This is a genomic window from Paenibacillus sp. EB106-05-06-XG162 (genome assembly GCF_058791655.1).
In genome coordinates this window covers 13,568-31,574 of sequence record NZ_JBYTDT010000023.1, presented here as the reverse complement: position 1 = coordinate 31,574, position 18,007 = coordinate 13,568, and the positions used below count along the sequence as shown (strand labels likewise).

Below are 18,007 nucleotides of genomic sequence, written 5' to 3'. Positions count from 1 at the left end.
GATTATGGTGCTATAGTGAAAATGCAAGCCAAATTGTATGAAAGAGGTGAACTAGAGCAAAGCGCTTTTGTCAAGAGGGTATACCGACACCTATGTACTTCGCCATGCAGAGGACAATCATTTGAAATTTGCAAAGGGAGTGATGAATTTATGGGTAAGCGTCTAACTCTAGTTGTCTTGATGGCCTGTGTTGCACTAATGGCAATTTCGCCGGTCATGGCCCAAGTAGGGGCTTCCGGCGGTTCATCGTTGAAGGATGAACTGAGCGAACAGGTCGGCCATCTGAATATGGCCATTGATACGATTGATTCGTTGAAGATGAAACAATATCTTGTAAGTGTACGTGATCAAGCTAATACCGGGAAGGACCTGAACTATGCGCTGAAGTTGGCACACGATTTCAAAACGGTTGGCAGCAAGCTTTGGACGAATTCTCCCTTTGTCGTCTATCATGTTCCGGCGATAAGCCCAATCAAGCGGCTGCCGGACCTGCTTCCTGAAGATGGGGAGATCAGCGACCAACTTTCCGTCATTTCTGCGCAAGGCGAATTTGAAGCGGCTTCTTTCGTGCTCGCCCCGCTTAGCAATGTGGATGCAGTTACTTTTGCCGTGAGCGACCTGGTGAGCGAGAAAAACACGATTCCGGCGAATGCGTTAGATCTGAGGGTAGTGAAAACCTGGTACCAAGGCGGGACGGCATGGTACAGCTACTTTGCCGACTCTTCCAAAAGTGTGCTAGTGCCTGAACTGTTGCTGCACGACGAAAATTTGATCAGAGTCGATCAAGCCCGAAAGGGAAACTCGTTGCGTATCGATTACCCTAATGGAGCGAAATATGTGGACATATCCAATATTCCAGCTACCAAGTTTAACTCTTATGACGAGCCGGTTGCAGACAGCCCTACGCTTCTTCCGATCTCGCTAAGGCAAGGAGAGTCCAAGCAAATGTGGTTGACCTCACATGTCCCCAATGAAACACCGGCGGGTACATATACAGGCACGATCGATATTTTTGCAGACGGAATTTCTGCCGGACAACTTTCGTTGACAATTCGCGTGCTGCCGTTCGAGCTTCCAAACCCAAAGACGTATTATGATCTTAACAAAGACTTTTACGTCATGCTCTATCATCAAAGCCGCGTAAAGGAAAATTTGAAAACGGCGAATGGGAATATGAAACTGGTAGAAACCAAGCTGCTGAACGATTATCACAACTTGGTTAACCATAACGTACTTCACATCCCGGGTCCGTATTATTCCATCGAGGACAAAGCTACTTTCACAAAGCAGCTTGAGCTTATGCAGCAAGCCGGACTCAGCCTGAACCCGCTCTTTGGTGTCAAGCAGGCATTTGCCCCTTATACGATTTATACGAAATATACCGGTTATCTGTCGGCTAAAGCTGCTTATGAAGCGAACCCAACCGCAGAGAACAAGCTTAAGATGGATAAACTTTACACCGAATGGCGCAACGGTATTGATGCCCATAAAGCGTCGTTGGATGAAGCGATTGATTTTGTCTCCAATCTAGTTGGCCACACCAATTTCTATTTGGACGGTTGGGATGAGCCAGGCTCGATGATGCTTCAGTTCGAGCAGGAGATGTGGAAATATATACAGGATAAAGGGCTCAAAGTATATTCTACTGGCAATGAGAGCCACTACCCACTTGATGTTAAAGAGAATTACTTGAATATGGTTGGAGAACCGACACGCGAGAAAGCGCAGACCTGGCATAGTTTCGGCGACGACAAGATGATTACCAACTATGCTTACCCACACACAGGTCCCGAGAACCCCGACCTGATGCGCCAACGTCATGGACTGTGGGTGTACAAAGCAAATTATGATGCTACTTTCAATTATATTTTTTATGAGGGACCTCCGAACATCTGGAACGACAACTCCATCCAGGATGAATTCCGCAACTTCAATCTGGTTTATCCGACCCAAACGGATTTGATCGACACCATCGCCTGGGAAGGCTATCGCGAAGGCATCGACGACATTCGCTATGCGACGAAGCTCAAGCAGCTTGCTGTGGATGCAATTGCCTCGAGTCAGCAGGAACGGGCAGCCGCCGCAAACAACGCATTAACCTGGTTGGAGGAAGTCGATGAGCGCTCGACGAATCAAGATTTGCTGCGGTTGGAGATGATCCGTCATATTTTGCATCTGATTGACTTGGAAAAAGAAGCGCAATAAGGAGGGGTTAAAATGGTGAAGAGGCCCAAACGATATATAGCGCTATTATTGTCCATTGTTCTTGTTCTCTCTCTTGTAGGTGTGATGCGGGCGCAAGCGGAGAGTTCTTCAGCCAAAAAGGTTTACGAAGTCACATGGTCAAGCGAAGATTTATCTGCCCCAATGAAATGGGTGCAAAGCCAATACTTTAACAATCCGCTTTATAAGGAAACACGGTTTGAAATATATTGGCCCGGTACACCGATTCCGCCGGGAGGGCCGCGCGAAACGTCATTTTACATGGTCTATAGGGAAGATGGTTTATATATGTTTATTCAATCCAACGAACCCGAAACCGACGCTGACGGCAAATTGAAAGAAAGTTCGTTGGAGTTTTTTATAGCCCCGAGCGAGGGAGATCTTCCATACCACCAAATGATTGTGCCGACAGGCGGCGGTCCCATCGAATATTATGAGTGGCAGACCGAATATCGCGATAACCGGCCGCTTAAAGGGAACGTCAGAGTGAATACCGGGCAAGTACCTACCGGATGGGGGACCGTGATTGTCATCCCGTGGGAGAATGTATATGACTCTGTACCGTTAGACGGCGGCAGCTGGCAATTCAACTTGATCCGCTGGTCTCCTTCAGACGGTCAGACTTGGGGAGGACACGTTCACCAGCCGGGGAAATTCAACCTGCTTCACTTCCAGGCGCCGTCTGCGGAGCAACGTACAGCAATCCAGAAGCATTTGCTGAAGTATGCCTGGAACAAATTTCAATCGACAGCAGTCCAGGTGACCGATTATTGGTCCGATAAACCAGCAACAAAGGACCAAGATTTCTATAAACAATTCGTCTTGCCTCTGATCGTTAAAGGTCGTGCGGCTGGTACGCAAATGGACCGATTGGACGATTTAAATGCGGATGAAATCGACGAACTGTATGGGAATGCTCCAGATTGGATGGAGCTTCGTTACAATGTGGATGCTCAACGTCTTGCCTATTTGAAGAAGGGATTGACGAATCAGCATACAGATCAAATCCCGCCGACGACCAGAGCTGATCTAGACGGCACCAAAGGATCCGGCGATTGGTATGTTTCCGATGTGACGGTTTCACTCCTTGCTGACGATGACGATTCTGGCGTGGCATCTTCCGAATATGCGATAACTGTCGTTCAAAGTACTTACGGACTGCAGTCTACCGACGGATTCGTACCTTACACTTCTCCGATCGTGTTAAGCGAAGCCATCTACGAGTTGTTATACCGCTCAACAGACACGGCGGGCAATATCGAAGAGGCCAAACATGTTTCCATGCAGATCGATAAAACCGCCCCAACATTTTCGATATTGTTGAATAGCGGCAAGTTAGGCGAAGATGTGCAAATAACCGACAGCCAGCCTGTAACGTTCACATTGCAAACGGGTGACAATTTGTCTGGCGTAGCAGCACAAACGGTCTCAGTCGATGGAAATCCGTATATTCCAGGAACGGAGCTCAATTGGGCAGGCAATCTCGGTACGCATACCGTGCGCATCGTTGTGAAAGATCATGCGGGCAACGCGACACAGACGGAGATCGCCATTCAAGTAGATACGGATCTCGCGTCGATAGGGCACCTGTTGCAACGTTACGCAGAATCCGGGCAGTTAACAGGGCCATTGCAAAAACAACTTGTCAATAAATACGGCCAAGCGCTGGATCAGTTCAATAAGGGACATCTGAAACAAGCGATCAAGCACATGGAGGATTTCCTGGAGCATATCAATCAAAATTCGATGCAAGATCATATTACTGCGGAAGCCAAGGCCATCCTGATCATCGACGCAAATACACTCATAACGTCCTGGTCCCAGGGCAACGAACTAAATTAGTGTTTTCCGATTCATATCCAAAACCCGCTGGCCAACACCAGCGAGTTTTTTTGTACTCTTTTCCAGATGCATACATCCTTTTCCCGCTACAATCATTGCAATATGCAGTAGCTATATATTTTGATACAATGACCGTACATCGGTGGAGGATACACCCCGGTGTATGATGTAAAGTTAGGGTGAGCTGTCATGATGGTAAAACGTTTCCTTTATCGATTGATCCCGGCCAAACTGAAATACCGTTTTTTCTTTGCGTTTATACTGTTCGTTCTCATTCCGATCGCTGCCATTCACATCTATCAATTCAGCACGATGGAGAATCTGATCAAGGAGCGGATCAGTCAGCTGAACGACAATCAATTGGAGCAGATCGGAATTTCATTCGAAGGAATGAAGACCAAAATATTAATGTCGATGTTGACGTTGGAAAAGGATAAGAGCGTCATGTCCATTTTGCAAAATCCGGACAACTATGATGAATCGGAAAGAAACAACATCATCGAGGATAGATTCAAACAGCTGCAACAATATGTGTACAGCAGTTACGTTCATTTTACGCTCGCTGACTTTCATGGGAATAGCTATATGTCGTACAAGACAGATCATAATGAACCGATCGACGAGATTGTACCCAGGGATCAGTTAGCCGAACTGTTGAGCGGTGAAAGCTCCTATTTCTTGCTGCTCGATAAAAAAGCCAGCGCATCATTGTGGGACAACGCTCCGTTGTTCACGCTTTATTCTATAGCCAAAGACGAAAATCATGAACCTTATGGCATGCTGCGAATTCGTGTCGATTACAACGAGTGGTTCAAATCTGCTGCCAAGGAAATCTCCTCAGGTCAAAACTTCCTCTTAACCGACTCCGGCGGAACAGTCATTTCCAAGACTAGCAGCGGGGTTCTTGTGCAATCCGACATCATTCAGAGACTCATATCCAATTTGCGTAACGGACAGAACATATCCTATTATATGGACAAAAAAACCAATTCCCTTGTCAATATCCGTTATTTGCCCTCGCTTCAATGGTATGTTATGAATGTATTTCCGCTCGATATGTTTCTGGGTGATCTGAAAGCGATGCGCAACCAGGTGATGATTACTTTATATATTACGATTGGTGTATTTATGCTGTTTACTTTTATCATTTCCGCTTCCGTTACCCGTCCCCTGCAGAAATTGCAAAAGAACATGAAAGAAATGGCCAAAAGCAATTTACAAGTTCACATTCCTGAAAACGCTCACAAAGGTGAAATTCTTGGGTTGAATCAGGCCTTCAACCAAATGGTGCAGGATATAAACGATCTCGTAGACCGGCTGAAGATTGAAGAGCGGCAAAAGGAGGCGATTCACCTGCAGATGCTCCTTAACCAGATCAACCCCCATTTTCTATTGAATACGCTTAATTCCATCAAGTGGATTGCACTGGAACAGAAAAATGATACGATCACGGAAATTTGCTTGTCCCTCGGAAAACTATTGGAGTCAAGCTTGAATTCCGATGTCGAGCTGATTCATCTTAAAGGTGAACTTGAATTACTTCGCGCTTATGTACATATTCAGAAATTCCGTTATGACGGGCTGTTTGATATCCATTACGATGTAGATCAGACATTGGAATACGCCCTTGTACCGAAGCTGGGCTTGCAGCCGCTCGTAGAAAATGCGATACATCACGGGCTGTCGCACATGGAAAGCGGTGGAATCATCTTGATCCGTATTTATGCAGAAAATAACAAACTGATTATTGAAGTGGAGGATAACGGCATCGGTTTGCACAAGCCGAAGTCAATACTGCCCATCCGGAACCGCAAGGGCATCGGCCTGGCAAACTTGCGTGAACGATGCCGCTTGTTGTTTCGGAAGAATGCGGATATTCAACTGATTTCCCTAGCGCCGGGAACAAGAGTTAAGTTGACTATACCTTTGCTTATATCCATTCCTTATGCAGTGGAGGGCATGCGTCATGTGGAAAATTCTGATCGTTGAAGACGAAGTGCATGTAAGAAAGTCGTTAATATCGAGTTTCGATTGGCAAGCAAGTGGCTTCGAAGTCGTTGGCGAGGCCGGCAACGGATTAAGGGCGTGGGAATTTATCGAGGCTGAACAGCCAGATCTGGTCATATGCGATATTTTCATGCCGGTTATGGACGGGATCGAATTGTTGAAAAAGACGAAGGAGGCTGGATTGCCATGCCTGTTCGTCATGTTGACCTGCCTGAACGAATTCGAATACGTGCGGCTGGCCCTGCAGCACGGAGCGTTCGATTATATCTTGAAACTTTCCATGGATATCGCCACGATGAAGGAGATATTGGCGAAGGTCGACGCTGAATTAATCCACGCTGCAGAACAGACTTCCCGCATCTTATTCGTTGATTTCCAGCAAATGTATCATGGCATGTGGGAGGCGCTCATTCAACGTAAGGAATACCGGTTAACCGGGCAAGAGTTGGAGCAATCGGCTGGCCGTTGGTCCCATGTATTGATCTGTTCGATACTGAACGGCGACATTCCGGTCACAGTTGAAGATTTCATTGCCCTTGGTTTTGTCGTGCCTGGCAAGCATACGGCCATACACCAATTTTCCATTTTTGGACAAACGACATTCTTCTATTGGCATCGGAATGAAGTCGAACTGAAACCGTTCTCCGGCGACGTGCCACTCTATTCTACGGTTGTCTGCTCGAGCGTTTCAGGTAAACAATTGTTTGAGGCGTGGAGAGATACGCTTGCGCAATTGGACCAATTCTGGTATAGCGGTCGTAAACAATTGCATTTTTTCGTGATCGGGAAAAGCTCTCCTGGAGGTGGCCATTATGTGCCGTGGAAGCAGGAACGCAAGCTGATTCATTATTTTGAACAGGCGCGACTGGAGGAGTGCGGATCTTTGCTGGAAGAGATCTGGAGTGGGATGGAGCGCAGCTTGCTCCCCATGTATATGGTGAAAGAAACGGCGCTGCAACTTGACAGCTTGTTGCTGCGCATCGCCAATTCACCGTTCGTCGATACGAACGAGCTGATCTTGTGCGCGAATCATAAGGAATTGCTGACGAAGCTGGTAGAGAGGTTAAGGACAAGCGTGAGGCATGCGCATGGAACCAAGGAACCACTGACCAACCATAACGAGATCAACAAAATACTTGATTTCATCCATGAAAATTACAATTCCAATATTACGCTCAAATCGATGGCCCAATTTGTTGCCCTGGACGAGCATTATTTAAGCAATCTGTTCAAGAAAAAAACAGGTGGAAATTTCATCGATTATTTGCACGGCGTACGGGTCAAGGAAGCGAAAAATTTTCTCGATCATACCGACCTGACGGTTAACGAGGTGGGGGAGCGGGTTGGTTTCGTGAGCGACAATTACTTCATCAAAATATTCAAGAGATGGACAGGGATGACGCCGACTCACTACAGAAACAGGAATGCGGAATGATTTGCAACAATGATATTGCTTAAAAATGTTCTATCGAGAACACAGATACGTGAATGTTATTGTGCCGCGGTAGGGTGCTATAGTTTGAATATGCAAGACCAATCGTTATGAAAGAGGTGAACGGATGCAGGGCATCGCTTTTGTAAGGAGAGTATGGCAACACCGGGTGTTCTTCGTGATGCTGATGCCTGGATTAATTTGGTTTGTAATCTACAAGTACGTACCGATGTATGGGGCAATCATCGCATTTAAGGACTATGATTTTTTAGGGGGAATCTTGGCGAGTCCGTGGGCCGATCCATGGTATAAGCATTTCAAATTTTTTTATGATTCGCCTTATTTTACGCAATTGCTGGTAAATACGTTTATCATCAGTTTTTACAAACTGATTTTCTCCACGATCCCTCCGATCGTACTTGCGCTGTTGTTTCATGAATGCCGGAAACGATGGTTTAAGAGTGTGATCCAGACGCTCAGCTATATGCCGCACTTTTTATCCTGGGTAATCATCTACGGGATTCTGCTAGCCTTTCTCTCGCAATCGACAGGACTTTTCAACCGCTGGATGACCGAATGGGGGCTCGATACAATCCCATTTCTGCAATCAACGGAATGGTTCCGCAGCATACTAGTCGGTTCGGATATCTGGCAAAGCGCCGGGTGGGGAGCGATTATTTATCTGGCTGCGATTGCCGGCGTCGATACGGCGTTGTACGAAGCGGCAAGAGTAGACGGGGCGAGCCGGTTGCGCATGATCTGGCACATTACATTGCCGGGTATTCGTAATGTGATCGTTCTACTGCTGATCATGAGGCTGGGGTATATCCTCGATGCCGGGTTCGATCAAATTTATATTCTTTATAATATTCAAGTCTATTCGGTTGCAGATATTATCGATACTTGGGTATACCGCACCGGGCTTGAACAGATGAATTTCAGTGTTGCCTCGGCGGTTGGCTTGTTCAAATCCTTCATCGGCCTCATTCTTGTGCTGGGAGCGAACCAATTGGCGAAACGATGGGGGGAAGGGATTTGGTAAGAGGGATCGAAGACCGCGTATTTGATTTTTTCGTCTATTCGATATTGTTGTTTGTCGGACTGGCGACTATATTTCCGATGATGTACGTCGTTTCCGTTTCCATTACACCCATGTCCGAGGTGTTAAAAAATGGGGGATACGTCATTATTCCTCACAGCATTACTTTTGACGCATACAAGGAATTGCTGGGCAACTCTGCAATCCCGCGCGCATTCTCGGTAACATTGTTCATCACGGTAGTCGGAACAGCAATCAATATGGTACTGACTGTGATGATGGCTTATCCGTTAAGCCGCAAAACTTTGCCGCTGCGCAGCTTTCTGTTGCTGGTAATCGCCTTTACGATGCTGTTCAGCGGTGGCCTCATTCCGCTCTATTTGGTTATCAAGGCGACAGGGCTGCTGAATACGGTCTGGGCGATGATTATTCCAGGGGCAATCGGCGCATTCAACATTCTGATTATGAAAAGTTTCTTCGAGAATCTTCCCGAAGAATTGTTCGAATCGGCGCGGATCGATGGGGCCAAGGAATGGCGGATTTTGCTCCAGATGGTCATCCCATTGTCTGTCCCTGTGCTGATAACGGTCGGCCTCTTCTCTGCCGTTGGCCATTGGAATTCCTTCTTTAGCGCGATTATGTATATAACCGACCCGAAGCTGCAACCTCTTCAGGTGATTGTCCGCAACATTCTGTCACGAGCACAAAACCCTATAGAGAATTTTGAAGTGCCTTTGCCTACGGAAGCGGTACAGATGGCATCTGTCATTATCGCTTGTCTGCCTGTGATGGTTGTTTATCCGTTCGTACAGAAGCATTTTACGCAAGGCATGTTGATCGGTTCAATCAAAGGCTGATTCGATCCGTTGATTTCGAAAACCATTTTATCATGGAAGAAAGGATGTTTTTCATGAAACAAAAGAAATGGGTGTCGTTTTGTTTGGCTGCCATGCTGTCGCTAGGCACAATCCTCAGCGGATGTGAAGGCAGCAGGGAGTCAAAAGGCGGAGATAATACAGGACAATCCGCTTCTTCATCCGATGCGCCAAAAACCGCACCGATCAAATTGGAAATTATGACGGACAGTGGCGGCGCGAAATTGCCGGAGGGCGACAATGACCGAATGAAAATCAGGCTTGACGAGAAACTGAACACCGACATCCAGTTGTCTCTATTCGATGATTATAATCAGGTGAATGTGCGCATGGCCGCCGGAGATTATCCGGACATGATTTCGGTTAACCGCATATCGATGCAGGAATACGCCAAAAAAGGACTGCTGCTCGATCTGACTCCGTATATGGGAAAGCTGGAGCAGGCGAAACAATTTATCGGAGAGGATAGTTTAAAGAAAGGAACCGTGGATGGGAAAATTTACGCATTGGCGAAAAAACCGTCATTTCCTTTCTTTAACATATGGATCCGGAAAGATTGGTTGGAACATTTGAATCTGAAAGTACCGACAACGTTGGAAGAGTTTTTTGAAGTAGCCAAAGCATTTACAGAAAATGATCCGGACGGTAACAACAAGAAAGATACCTACGGCATTACAGGAACGGGACTGGCCGCCTTCGATCCCATTTTAACCGCTTTTGGCGTAGGTACTTTCGGAACGTTTTACAAGAAGGATGGCAAATTGATGAATTCCTTCTACGATCCGGAGATGAAGGATGCGCTAAAGTTTATCAATGAGTTGGTGAATGCCGGCGTTGTTGATCCGGATCTGCTTACCAATACGGGCAACCAGCATGAGCAGAAAGCGTTCCAAGGGAAGGTCGGCATGATCTGGAATGGTTTCCCAAGAATGACATTCCCCGAGCGCGTAAAGGAATACAAGGCGGTAAATCCTGACGCTGAATGGATGCAACTTCCGGCATTGAAAGGTCCGGGGGGACAATATGCCGGTACCTGGGACGTAGGCATTGCGCCGGGCATGCATGCGATTTCCAAGTCGGTAGAGAAAGATCCGGAGAAATTGCAGAAAATATTCGATCTGTTGAATTACGTGGCGAGCCCGGAAGGTTCCACCCTTGTCGCCCATGGGGAAGAAGGCCGTCACTGGAATCTCGAGAATGGCAAAATCGTTAGAACAGAATTAAGGGCCAAAGAGCATGCCTTTATGTATCAACTGCTTGGCCGAAATGAAATGGAATATTTGCAATCCGGTTATCCGGCCGAAGCGATCGATTTTGCCGCCAACACACCGCGCATCGAAGTGTATAACGGATTGCTTGATCTTCCGGAAGGGTATAATCCTGCGGATGCTGAAAGGTACATGCTTGAGGAATTGATGAAATTTGCTTACGGCAAACGCCCGCTTAGCGAATATGAAGACTTCCTGAACACATTAGAAACGACGTTCAAATATAAGCTGATGCTGGATTCAGCCGAAAAGCAGCTCAAAGAACTGGGCATCATCAACTAAGAAGAACAGGCAACGGGGAGTGAATGCACTTTCCGTTGCCTGCTCCATGTCAGGAGAATGAAGCGGATGGAAAATATACGAATTACCGACAACTACGCCGGAGGAAATATTCGCGTTATTGCGCAAGAAGGCAGTTTGGTGAAGTTGGAGCAGGACATCCGGGATACGTCAGGCTGGTGGTTTTATTGGAATTTTCGCGCTGAAGCGGATCAGGCGCAGACAATCGTATTTGAATTTCTGAACGGTGAAGTTATCGGACCATGGGGTCCTGCTGTCAGTATGGACGGCATTAGGTGGCAATGGCTTGGAACGGATTCGCTCATTTCCCGGCAATCATTCCGATACTCGTTCATGGAGGGGGAGCGCGTCTACTTCAGTTTCTCGTTGCCGTATCAGCTGCATCATTTTGAACGGTTCTATTCCCGCATCTCCGATGTTCCGGCTGTCCGGCGGCAAGTTCTGGCGATTTCGGAACAATTGCGGCCCGTCCCGCTTCTTGTCATCGGCAATGCTGCAGCCCGCAAACATATTATGTTCACGTGCAGACATCACGCATGCGAGTCTCCTCCCTCTTATTTGCTAGAAGGGCTGTTGTACTATTATTTGTCGCAAGCTGAATCGAAGGTATTGCAGCAATTTGCCATCCATTGTGTCCCATTCGTTGATCTGGATGGCGTAGAGAACGGCGACCAGGGCAAAGCACGCCACCCTCATGACCATAACCGGGATTACGTCGCTGCCCCTCGCTATGAAGCTACGGCAGCCATTGCCGAATATGCGAAATCGCTAGAGCTGGCGGCAGGGATTGATTTGCATAGCCCTTATAAATGGGGAGAACGAAATGATTTTCCTTTCGTTGTAAAAAGAGGATCGCCAGTGAAAGGTGAAATTGAACGGTTCAACGCATGTCTTGCTACCGCAACTCGCTGTCGCGCTGCATCAGGACTAATTTCTTATAGTTCCATATATGATATCGAAATGGGCGAAGATTGGAATCAGCCGAATGGCGCGACTTGCAGCGCGTTTTTTGAAAGAACGGGGGCGCAGCTTGCCTTCTCATTCGAGTTACCCTATTTCGGAAATGAAAATATGGTGATTACTCAGGACAATTGCCGCCAATTCGGCGCCGATTTTGCGCGGGCACTGGAAGCGTATTTGCTGCAAATTCGTTGAATAGGGGAGTGGCAGGAATGAAGTTCGAAATTGTAAAAACCGATATTACGGTAATCGGTGGCGGTTTGGCCGGTGTAAGTGCGGCCGTAGCGGCGGCCAGGCTCGGCCGTTCGGTGGCGCTTGTGCAGAACCGTCCCGTGCTTGGCGGCAACTCAAGCAGCGAGGTGCGGGTTTGGGTTAGCGGTGCTACAGCAACAGGTACGCATCGATACGCTCGGGAAACGGGGATTATCGGCGAAATGCTCGTTGAGAACCAGTATCGCAATCCGGATGGCAACCCTTACTACTGGGATCTTGTCGTCCTCGAGACCGTACTTGCCGAGACGAACATCCACTTGTTTCTTAATACCGATGTGCACGAAGTGGAAGCGGAAGGCACAGAAGCGTCCAGGACCATCCGCTCGGTAACCGGATGGATGATGGGATCGGAACGGAAAATTCGTTTTGAGAGCAGCATGTACATGGATTGTACAGGTGACGGACTGGTCGGTTTCCTGGCCGGGGCTCAGTACCGGCTAGGCCGGGAAGCAAGAAGTGAATTCGGCGAACCATGGGCACCTGAGTCGGCCGACGATATTACGCTCGGCAGCACATTACTGTTCTACACGAAGGACGTTGGCTACCCAGTCAAATATGTACCGCCTGCGTTCGCCAAAAATATTGCCAAAACGTCGATTCCGATGCGGCGAGTGATCCGCAGCGGCGACTCCGGCTGTTTCTATTGGTGGATTGAGTGGGGCGGAGAATTGGACACCATTCATGAAAATGAGCGAATTCGCGACGAATTGTGGTCAGTCATTTATGGCATATGGGATTATATTAAAAATTCGGGCAACTATGAAGCGGAGCATCTAACCTTGGAATGGGTCGGGGCAATACCGGGCAAACGCGAATACCGCCGATTTGTCGGCGATTATATGCTCCATCAGCACGATATTATCAAACAGACCCGATTCCTCGACAGGGTTGCGTTCGGAGGATGGTCGATCGACCTGCATCCGCCGCAAGGGATGTATGCGGCGGAGGATGGTTCGAAACATCTGTATTCCGACGGTATTTACCATATTCCGTTCCGTTCACTCTACTCGGTCAATGTCGACAATATGCTGATGGCCGGCCGGAATATTAGCGCGACACACGTAGCTTTCGGTACGACGCGAGTCATGGCGACGTGCGCAGCGATGGGCGAGGCAGCGGGGACCGGTGCGGCGCTCTGTGTTCAGAATGGCATTACGCCAAGGGAGTTAGGTCGCGATCATCTGGAAGAACTGCAGCAGACCTTGCTGCGACAGGATGCAGCCATCATCGGCATAGCGAATCGCGATCTGAATGATTTGGCGCTTGGTGCTGTGGTAACCGCTTCCGGTTCATTAAGGCGCATCGCTATCGAGCAGCCGCACGAGCTTCACCATTTGCACGAGGATGCGGGTTTGCTGTTTCCGGTCGTACCCCAGCTTGAAGGTCTCGAACTGTTGGCGGATGTCACTGCCGAAACCATGCTGGAAATTGAACTGTGGGACACCGGCCGGGCGGAAAATTATGTACCTCATTCGCTCATTGCAGCTTGCAGCATACAAGTGAGCCCCGGAAAGCGGCAATGGATCGCCGCTGACTTGTCTTGGAGGCCGCAGGAGGATCAGAACGCTTTCGTTATTGTCAAGGCGAATCCGCATATCGCTTTGTGGTTGTCCCGTCAGCCGTTGTTTGGCGTGCTCGGTTTTGTCAGGCAGTCGGAGCCTGTTGTCGCCGAGTTGAGCGAGGGGCAGTACGTAGCCCAGCCTGTAAGGGACTGGCTCATGCGCCCCGTTGTCCGCAAACCGTTCTGTTTCCGCGTCGCAGGAGAAACAAAGGCATACAGCGCCGACAAAGCGATCGACGGCTACAACCGTCCATATGGCGCACCGCATTTATGGTTGTCCGATCCATTAGCCACTTCTGACGAAGACGTAGATCGTTGTATGGCTGCGGACGGTGAAACTGGCATTAATGGTACGGAAATTGCGGAGACAAGAAAAGGCGCTGCAGGACGTGAAGCCTGGCTTCAATTGTCCTGGAATCGCCCGATCAGCTTGTCGGAAGTGCACCTAACCTGGAACGACGATGTGAACGAATATTTGATCAATCTTCACTTCATGCGAACGCCGTTCGATATTTTCCCCGAGCTGGCCGCGGACTATCGGATTGACACACATGTGGACGGACATTGGATAACGGTTCACAGGGAGACATCGAACCGAAAGCGAAAACGGATCCATCATTTCGCCCCTACCGTGGCTGATCGTTTACGCGTCGTCATTGAACGAACTAACGGCAGTCCGCATGCGGCACTGGCGGAAATCCGTGTATATGAGCAAGAGCGGTCCCAGCAATCAAGATGATGGAGGATTATCGATATGAGGGATATGCTGTTATATGAATTGAGACGTGAAGAAATTTCCCATCGGGCTAGGCTTGGCTACGCAGTTGTCATCCCGCTTGCTAAGGAAATAGACGATGAGATATTGAGCATAACTATTGAGGAAATGAATCTAAGTGTACGAATATATAATTGCTTAGCAGTTCATTCCTAGTTACAAGCTCCGCTTTAAGAGAAGCGGGGCTTTTTCATCTTCTTTTTCTTGATTCCTATAATTATCATAGTTCAGGAATGATTGAGGCTGTAATACGGTGGGTGAAGAGGGATGATTATGAGGAATTCCACGGTTTTCACGGTTCGATTCAATCAAATGACCTTTTAAATTTTTGAAACTTAGTGATTTGTAAGATTTTTGTAAGAAAAAAAACAGAAAAATGACAATCTTATTTATTAATCTATATAACAGAAGGCGAGGTTATGGGCATGGAATATGTCGTGAGAACCAATTTGCTAACCAAAAAAAATACACGATAATGAAATTGTTTCAAATGTAAGTATAACGATTAAGAAAGGAGAAATTTATGGACTATTAGGTCCTAATGGAGCAGGTAGCAGGTAAGACTTCCATTATGAAAATACTTACCAATCTCCTACAACCAACCCGTGGCGAGATTGAGTTTTTTGGACAAAATCTATGCAATACTTCCTATGAACATTTAAAACGAATAGGGAGCATTATGCATTATCGAATACCTAATTTTTTATGAGAAGCTGACTGGTCGTGAGAATTTGGAACTTCATTGTAATTTTATGGGATATCACAATAAAAATGCATTTGACCAAACGTTAAAACTGCTTAAATTAGAGGGTGTCGATCAAAAAAAAGTAAAAGATTTATCACTTGGAATGAAACAGAAACTTGGAATTGCTAGAGCGATCATAACAAAACCGGAGTTCCTCATTCTTGATGAACCTATAAATGGACTTGATCCAATCAGTATGAAAGAAATACGAAATTTATTTACGAGGTTGAATAAAGATTATGGCATAACATTTTTGATCTCTAGTCATATCATGGGCGAAATCGAACAAACCGCAGATACGATTGGGCTGATGAAAGATGGGGAATTAATAGAAGAGTTAAAATACCATGTATATTCAATTAGCTGTTAACGACTTTAAAAAACATTGTTTGTATTAGAACACAAGTTAAACCTGTTATAAAAAGATTAGAAATAATGGTCGCAATAAATGTGAAAATCCCAATTGTCATTAACTTCGCTTGCATCAATTTTCTTCGATCAATCGGATAGATCCTCACCTCTAGTTTTAGAGATTTCTCCTTAGGAAGAACGCAGTTTACCCCAATTTTATTTGGTATAGGCGGAGTATTACTCAGTTATTTTGCAATTCGTAATGTCACAAAGGAAGATGTATTGTAATACCTTTGATAGGATCACCTATCTAAGGTGTATGCATAATAAATCAAAAATAATGAATATCCAGATGAATGAGGGATTAAAATTGAAAAAAATAAATCGTTTCCTTGCATTCTATTTGTTATTGTCAATAGTATTCGCAAACTGTTTTCCTTCTGTCATGTATGCTTCCAATATCAAAACATCATCTGATATAACAAAAGTGATGGATAGTGTAGTGAAAGAAGAAATGGATAAACTTCATATCCCTGGTTCAGCCGTGGTAATAACAAAAGGTGATAAGATTCTGTTCAGCAAAGGATATGGTTATGCAGATCTAGAAAAGAAAAAAAAGTTAGATGCAACGACAACGATTATGCGAGCTGGATCTCTTGCTAAAACTTTTACAGCTAGTGCAATCATGCAGTTAGTTGATCAGAACAAAGTTGATTTGCATCAAGACATTAATAAATATTTAACAGATTTTAAGACCACTAATTACAAGAATTACCCAATTACATTGCATCATCTTCTGACTCATACAGCTGGCTTAGATGAGTATTATTATGCTAGAGATGCTCTATATAGCAAAGATCTATCGGATACACGCCAAATATTGAAATATTATTTTCCAAACCAAGCCCCAATTCGAGAGCCAGGGGAACAATTCCAATATAGTAACGTTGGTTTTGGTTTAGCTGGAAATATGGTAGAACAAATAACAAAACAATCCTTCCAAAGTTATATGAAGACACATATCTTTGGACCTCTGAATATGAATGGGGCTACCTTTGATTTTCCTGAGAATAACCCAAACCTAGCTTCTGGTTATGCTTATACAGGAGATGGGTATCAAAGAATGAAGGATTCACGTATAAGTTTACCTGGGGGTGGCGGGTTAAACCTCGTTCCTCAAGATATGGCTCCTTTTATGATCATGCAACTTAATCAAGGGAAGTATAAGGGAAAGACGATTTTACAACCATCATCTATCAAGCAGATGCAAGCACAACAATTTACAAGTCATCCGAAAGTAGATGGAGTGGGATATGGTTTATTTCAGGGTAAGTTAACAAACGGTGAGCCACTTATTATAGGTAAAGGAGTTATCAACGGATATGTTTCCAAAATGTTTCTCATACCTTCACAAAAAGTTGGAGTGTTTGTAATTGCTAACTCCGTACAATCTGGAGACGAATTACATTGGAAAGTAGTAAATACATTTGCAAACAATTTTTTACCAACTCCCCAAAAAATAGTGCTTACACCTACAAATTCGGGATTAAATACAAAGGATATTGAAGGGCAATATGAATTAACCTTAACACCAGTACATGGTTGGGGAAAATGGTTAAAGTTTTTAGGAGCTGCCATCTTACAGGTAGAAGCTCAATCTAATAATAAATTGAGGGTAACTGGTACTTTTCCACATGAAGGAGAGGAAATAAAGACCAAAAAATTTTTACAAACTGATAAAGGTGTATTTGAGGAAATAGGTGGTATACAACAACTCACCTTTAAACAAAAAGAAGGTCACTGGGAATTATCTGGTTCAGTAGATTTTACATTTCTAAAAAAATCTTTTTTGGAACGACAATCTACCTTAATGTCAATCTATATTGGTAGTGGACTGGTTTTTGTGATTACCTTTTTAGTTTGTTTCATTTATGGGATCATTCGTCTCGTTAGAAAGAAGAAGTTTTCCGTTAATTTACTATCAATTAGTGGCATCGCAGGATTAAATACCATTTTTGCAGTAACTCAATTCTTTTATGGCAATAGTCATGTCGTTTATGGGTATCCATTTTGGTATATATGGGGAATAAGTCTTCTACCAGTTATCTCTATGATAGTCGCCCTCTATCTTTTGATCACCAAAGGAATTTCCCTAGTTAAGGGTGCAGACATTGTTTCCATATTGCAATTTATATTTGTATTAATCGCTGTCATATACACGATCTACTTATATTATTGGAACCTATTACCTATTCACTATTCATAAACAAAAACGGATCATAATCACTCGATTTTGCCAGAAGCTCCACTGATCCATCTCTGAGTATTACAGTTCGCGCTGGACAATCCGCGTGAA

At 45.6% G+C, this 18,007-nt stretch carries 11 protein-coding genes and 1 pseudogene; all 12 read left to right on the top strand.

What is annotated here, in order from left to right:
• Window positions 1-150: 150 nt before the first annotated feature.
• The 12 genes and pseudogenes from AC3WU2_RS28200 (at window position 151) to AC3WU2_RS28145 (ending at window position 17,917) form a co-directional block, all read left to right on the top strand.
• The gene (locus AC3WU2_RS28200; protein WP_492458231.1) at window positions 151-2,205 is read left to right on the top strand and encodes a hypothetical protein; all 2,055 of its coding nucleotides are present in this window, start codon (window positions 151-153) and stop codon (window positions 2,203-2,205) included.
• A 12-nt stretch (window positions 2,206-2,217) separates the two neighbouring features.
• Window positions 2,218-4,065: an FIMAH domain-containing protein gene (locus AC3WU2_RS28195; protein WP_492458230.1), complete on the top strand. Its 1,848-nt coding sequence runs from the start codon at window positions 2,218-2,220 to the stop codon at window positions 4,063-4,065.
• A 189-nt stretch (window positions 4,066-4,254) separates the two neighbouring features.
• Window positions 4,255-6,054: a sensor histidine kinase gene (locus AC3WU2_RS28190; protein ID WP_492458229.1), complete on the top strand. Its 1,800-nt coding sequence runs from the start codon at window positions 4,255-4,257 to the stop codon at window positions 6,052-6,054.
• Window positions 6,032-7,507 (top strand): response regulator, encoded by a 1,476-nt coding sequence (locus AC3WU2_RS28185; RefSeq protein ID WP_492458228.1) that lies wholly within the window; start codon window positions 6,032-6,034, stop codon window positions 7,505-7,507. The genes AC3WU2_RS28190 and AC3WU2_RS28185 overlap by 23 nt, the downstream gene beginning before the upstream one ends.
• Window positions 7,508-7,631: 124 nt before the next feature.
• Window positions 7,632-8,546, top strand: a complete 915-nt coding sequence (locus tag AC3WU2_RS28180; protein ID WP_492458227.1) for an ABC transporter permease — start codon at window positions 7,632-7,634, stop codon at window positions 8,544-8,546.
• On the top strand, window positions 8,540-9,400 hold the full coding sequence (locus AC3WU2_RS28175; protein WP_492458226.1) for a carbohydrate ABC transporter permease: 861 nt from the start codon (window positions 8,540-8,542) through the stop codon (window positions 9,398-9,400). Before AC3WU2_RS28180 ends, AC3WU2_RS28175 begins: the two co-directional genes overlap by 7 nt.
• Window positions 9,401-9,453: 53 nt before the next feature.
• Complete coding sequence (locus AC3WU2_RS28170; protein ID WP_492458225.1) at window positions 9,454-10,968, top strand: extracellular solute-binding protein; 1,515 nt, start codon at window positions 9,454-9,456, stop codon at window positions 10,966-10,968.
• 66 nt (window positions 10,969-11,034) lie between these two features.
• The gene (locus AC3WU2_RS28165) at window positions 11,035-12,141 is read left to right on the top strand and encodes a M14 family zinc carboxypeptidase (protein ID WP_492458224.1); all 1,107 of its coding nucleotides are present in this window, start codon (window positions 11,035-11,037) and stop codon (window positions 12,139-12,141) included.
• 17 nt (window positions 12,142-12,158) lie between these two features.
• On the top strand, window positions 12,159-14,519 hold the full coding sequence (locus AC3WU2_RS28160) for an FAD-dependent oxidoreductase (protein ID WP_492458223.1): 2,361 nt from the start codon (window positions 12,159-12,161) through the stop codon (window positions 14,517-14,519).
• A gap of 15 nt (window positions 14,520-14,534) precedes the next feature.
• A complete protein-coding gene (locus tag AC3WU2_RS28155) occupies window positions 14,535-14,711 on the top strand; it encodes a DNA-directed RNA polymerase subunit alpha C-terminal domain-containing protein (RefSeq protein ID WP_492458222.1) in 177 nt (58 codons plus the stop codon).
• A gap of 269 nt (window positions 14,712-14,980) precedes the next feature.
• Window positions 14,981-15,640: pseudogene (locus tag AC3WU2_RS28150) on the top strand (ATP-binding cassette domain-containing protein); the annotation flags it as partial.
• 330 nt (window positions 15,641-15,970) lie between these two features.
• Window positions 15,971-17,917, top strand: coding sequence for a serine hydrolase domain-containing protein (locus AC3WU2_RS28145; protein WP_492458221.1), 1,947 nt, complete (start codon window positions 15,971-15,973; stop codon window positions 17,915-17,917).
• Window positions 17,918-18,007: the final 90 nt, after the last annotated feature.